The sequence below is a fragment of the Mesorhizobium sp. M2C.T.Ca.TU.002.02.1.1 genome, from assembly GCF_003997225.1.
In genome coordinates, this window is the sequence record NZ_RZTO01000524.1 from 1 (window position 1) to 4,473 (window position 4,473).

5 protein-coding genes are annotated in these 4,473 nt (G+C 65.1%); 2 read left to right on the forward strand and 3 right to left on the reverse strand.

Annotated features, from left to right (window positions below; all coding sequences use genetic code 11):
• Positions 1 to 113, reverse strand: a 113-nt coding sequence (locus EOD07_RS23930; protein WP_127237202.1) for a DUF1348 family protein, incomplete at its 3' end; no start/stop codon positions are given.
• Positions 114 to 216: 103 nt separating this feature from the next.
• On the reverse strand, positions 217 to 807 hold the full coding sequence (locus EOD07_RS23935; protein ID WP_127237203.1) for a TetR/AcrR family transcriptional regulator: 591 nt from the start codon (positions 805 to 807) through the stop codon (positions 217 to 219).
• A gap of 177 nt (positions 808 to 984) precedes the next feature.
• Between EOD07_RS23935 and EOD07_RS23940 the strand changes: the two genes are divergently transcribed.
• Together EOD07_RS23940 and EOD07_RS23945 are read left to right on the forward strand one after the other, a co-directional pair.
• Positions 985 to 1,887, forward strand: coding sequence for a DUF3313 domain-containing protein (locus tag EOD07_RS23940; RefSeq protein WP_245470441.1), 903 nt, complete (start codon positions 985 to 987; stop codon positions 1,885 to 1,887).
• A gap of 13 nt (positions 1,888 to 1,900) precedes the next feature.
• On the forward strand, positions 1,901 to 2,548 hold the full coding sequence (locus tag EOD07_RS23945; protein ID WP_127237205.1) for an isoprenylcysteine carboxylmethyltransferase family protein: 648 nt from the start codon (positions 1,901 to 1,903) through the stop codon (positions 2,546 to 2,548).
• Here EOD07_RS23945 and mutS read toward each other — a convergent pair.
• On the reverse strand, positions 2,549 to 4,473 hold a 1,925-nt coding region (mutS, locus tag EOD07_RS23950), incomplete at its 5' end, for a DNA mismatch repair protein MutS (protein ID WP_127237206.1).

The following is a 4,473-nucleotide window of genomic DNA, read 5'->3' on the forward strand; positions in this document are numbered from 1 at the left end:
GTATAGGCAAGCGAAACCCGCTCAGGGTCGCGGCTGTTCCAGGCGTCCTCCGCAAGGCGCGCCTTTTGCGCCGCTGTCTCGGCCGTGAAGGGCGGCAATGGCGGACGGCTCATGGAAATCTCCTGTCGGTTTCGATTGTCGATAGCCGACATTGTACCGATCGGTACAATGAGTCAACACGGCTTTTGTTCTTTGCGACGCCTCAGACGACTGGACTTATCGAATCTCGGCCTTCAGCCGTTCAAAGGCATCCCGGACATATCCTGCCAGCGGATGCCTGGCCTGCTGCTGCTGCCATGTTTCCACGGCCAGGCGCAACGCCACGACCGCCACGAGGGAGACCAGCCGCAGACTGTTGCGTGCCTCGTCCGGCCGCAACTCGGATAAGCCGTCGAAGATGGCTTGCTCGAGCTGTAGGTAGCCCGCATGCGTGCGCGAGCGCAGCGTCTTGCTTTCCCGCATGAGTTTGGCGGTCGCCATCATCTCCGATGCATGGAAACTGCCGGCAAGATTGAGCAATGCGCCGCGGGCGATGTCGATCGCCGATCCGCTCGGTGGCTCGGCAAGGATCATGGCTTTGACCATGCTCGCGTAGTTGCCCAGAGACGCCAGCAGAACCTCGTCCTTGCTCTTGAAATAGTGGAAGAACGTCCGGCGCGAGATGCCGGCGGCTGCGGCGATCTCGTCGAGCGTGGTCGCGTCATAGCCCTTGGCCAGGAAAGCGTTCAGGCCGGCTGCTGCGATGCGGTGGGAGGTTTCTCGCCGCTTCCGCTCGCGCAAGCCTTCTGGTTTTGGCGCATCGTTCATGAGGCGCTCCTGACACGACCTTTCCTCAAATGCGACAAGAAATTTGGCGCGCATTCAAGTCCCGTCATCACGCCTCGCCATAATGGCGCCATTAATTTTTGCACTGAGTGCAATTATTGACGCTCCCCAACACGGCCCACCGGGCGCATCCAGACAGAGGCATCTATGGCAGCTTGCTTGCGTTCCCGTCGCGAGGCTCACACCGGTCGTGGCCTGTTCGATCCGCGCGCGTGCCGCGCGGACCACCGCATAGTATGGCCGTTTGTGCTGGTCTTGAGCATGCTCGCGGTCGGCTGCGCGTCCGCGCCGCTCGATCAGGTAGGCTCGCTGCAATCCTATGACGAGTTGAAACCGTCGGACGGTTTGTTGGCCCGCTCACTGATGCGGGTGAGCAAGGACGACGTGCTTGCGGCAAAAACCGTCCGGATCATTCCGACGGGCTTTTCGCAACCTGCCGCCGGAACATCGACATTGACACCGGCGCAGCGCGGTCTGATCACGAACGCCGTCGACAGGACCCTTTGCTCCGGCCTGAGCCAGCGCTTTCAAGTGGTCGCCCTGACCGAGCCGGCCGACCTGACCGTCCACGCGATGGTAACGCATGTGGCGCCGACGAATGCGCTGGCGGTGGGCGTTTCGAAGGTCGCGTCAACGGCGGTTTCCGTCGCGCTCCCCGAAGTCCGCGTTCCGGTCCCGCGCCTGCCGATCGGATTGGGCAGCCTGTCGCTTGAAGCCGAAGCGATCGGTGAAAACGGCAAGCAGGCGGCTGCCATGATCTGGGGACGTGGCGCCAACGCCCTGCTGGATTCCGGCCGGGTCGCCCGCGAAGGCGATGCCTACGACCTGGCGGCGAAGTTCGGCCACGATTTCAGCAAGCTCCTTGTCACCGGCACGACGCCTTTCGGCAAGCTGCCGTCGCTCCCGACCAGGGCGGAACTGCGCGCCATGGTCGGCGGCGGGCCGAAATACCCGGCCTGCAAGGCCTTCGGAAAGTCACCCGGTCTCGTCGGCTTTGTCGGCGATCGGATAGGCCTGCCGCCGGCCTGGACCGACAAGGGAGCCGCGGTGCGCAACGACTGAGGCGGTGACGCAAATGCAGAAGAAATTCCCGATGCCGCTCTCCCCGACGGTTTTTCAACAGGGCAGAAGGATGCGCTTCCTTTGGCTGGCTGCGCTCGTCGTCCTGGCGCCGGTCCTGCTTGCGCAGAGTGGGTGGCCGCAAGGCAGCACCTTTCGCGAAATGCTGGAATTTGCGGGTACCGTGCTGATCCTCATCTGCATCGGCGGCCGCTGCTGGGCGTCGCTCTACGTTGGCGGGCGCAAGAACCGGGAACTCGTCACAACCGGCCCCTATGCCTATACGCGCAACCCGCTCTATTTCTTCTCGGCCCTTGGGCTGGCCGGCGTCGGGCTGACATTCGGGTCGCTGATCCTTTCGGCGGCTCTTTTTGTCTTCACCTGCCTGGTCTTTTCCTATGTCGCGATGCGCGAAGCGATGGCGCTGGATGCGATCTTTGGCGAGGCCTATTGGCGCTATCGTCGACGCGTGCCGGCCTTCTTTCCCCGTCTGCGGCGCGATGATAACGATGTTTCGGGCCCGTCTCCCGTCACGTTCGATTCGGCGGCGCTGAGGCGGACCGCCATCGACGGCTCTTACTTCCTTGCAGCGTTACTTGCGGTCGAATTGCTCGGCTGGCTCCAGTCGGCAGGACTGGTGACGCCGATGTTCCGATTGTTCTGATTACCGGCTCGACAGACCCTTCAGCCGGTAGAGCGCCTCCAGCGCCTCGCGCGGCGTCATCTCGTCGGGATTGATCGCGCCGAGCGCTTCGCCCAGCGCATCGCTTTTCGCCGGCTTCGGCGCCTCGCGCTTCATCGCCACCGAAAACAGCGGCAAATCGTCGACCAGCCGATTGGTCTTGCCCGAAACCTCGCCCTCTTCCAGCTGATGCAGAACCTCCTTGGCGCGGGCGACGACCGCCTCGGGCAGGCCGGCCAGTCGCGCCACCTGCACGCCATAGGAGCGGTCGGCCGCACCCTTGCCGACCTCGTGCAGGAAGACGACGTCGCCTTCCCATTCCTTGACCCGCATGGTGACGTTGTGAAGCCGCGGCAATTTGCCGGCCAGCGCCGTCATCTCGTGGAAATGCGTGGCGAAGATCGCCCTGCAGCGGTTCTTCTCATGCAGATATTCGACGGCCGCCCAGGCGATCGACAGGCCGTCGAAGGTTGCGGTGCCGCGGCCGATCTCGTCGAGGATGACCAGCGCCCGCTCGCCCGCCTGGTTAAGGATCGCCGCGGTCTCGACCATCTCGACCATGAAGGTCGAGCGGCCGCGCGCCAGGTCATCCGAGGCGCCGACGCGCGAGAACAGCCGGTCGACGACACCGATATGGGCGCTCTCAGCCGGCACGTAGGAGCCGGTCTGGGCAAGGATCGCGATCAGCGCATTCTGTCTGAGGAACGTCGATTTACCGCCCATATTCGGGCCGGTGAGCAGCCAGATCGCGCCGGCCTTGGCGCCGCCTTCGGGCGACAGGTCGCAATCATTGGCGACGAACGGTCCTTCGCCGGAACGCCTGAGCGCCTGCTCGACCACCGGGTGGCGCCCGCCGGCAATCTCGAAGGCGAGGCTCGAATCCACCAGCGGCCGGCACCAGCCCTCGCTCTCGGAAAGCAATGCCAGCGCCGATGAAACGTCCAGGGCCGCAAGCGCTTCCGCCCCGGCGCGGATCCGTTCGGCCTCGCCCACCACTTCCGCCGTCAGCCGGTCGAACGCGGCGAGCTCGATGCTCAGCGCCCGGTCGGCGGCGTTGGCGATCTTCGATTCCAGCTCCGCCAGTTCCGTCGTGGTGAAGCGCATGGCGTTGGCCATGGTCTGGCGATGGATGAAGCGCGCCTTGGCGGCGTCGCTGCCGGTCATGAGCGAATGATGGTTGGCGGTGACCTCGATGTAATAGCCGAGCACATTGTTGTGCCGGATCTTCAGCGAGCGGATGCCGGTCTCCTCGATCAGCGAGCGCTCCAGCCCGGCGATCACTTTTCGCGATTCGTCGCGCAGCGCCCGCATCTCGTCGAGCTCGGCGTGATAGCCGGTTCGCACGAAGCCGCCGTCGCGCTTGATCAGCGGTAGCTCGTCGTCCAACGCTTCGCTGAGGTGGCGGGCGAGCGCCTCGGGCAGAGCCTTGATCGCGGCAAGTGCCGCGGCGAGCTCGGCGGGCAGGGCGGCCGCCGCGAACAGTTCGGTGATCGCGCCGGCCGCTTCGAATCCGGCGCGCAGCGCGCCCAGATCGCGCGGACCGCCGCGGTTGAGCGCCAGCCTGGACAGCGCCCGCGGCATGTCGGCGACGCTTTTGAGGCTCGTCCGCAGGCCCTGGCAAAGCCGTGTCTCGGTGCGGAAGAACGACACCGAATCCAGTCGGGCTGCAATCGCCTCTGGATCGGTCAGCGGTGCCATCAGCCGGTCGGCGAGCAAGCGCGCCCCGCCGCCGGTCACGGTTCGGTCGATCGCTTTGAACAGCGAGCCGTCGCGGCTGCCGGAGAGCGTGCGCAGCAGTTCGAGATTGGCGCGCGTCGCCGGGTCGATGAACAGCGTCGAGCCCTGCTCCTCGCGCTCGGGCCGCGACAGCGGCGGGCGTTCGGCTTTTTGCGTCTTCTCGACATAGG

What these genes read in the sequence shown, in the direction of transcription:
- EOD07_RS23935 (WP_127237203.1), bottom strand. Translation starts at nt 807, where the DNA reads ATGAACGATGCGCCAAAACCAGAAGGCTTGCGCGAGCGGAAGCGGCGA.
- EOD07_RS23945 (WP_127237205.1), top strand. Translation starts at nt 1,901, where the DNA reads ATGCAGAAGAAATTCCCGATGCCGCTCTCCCCGACGGTTTTTCAACAG.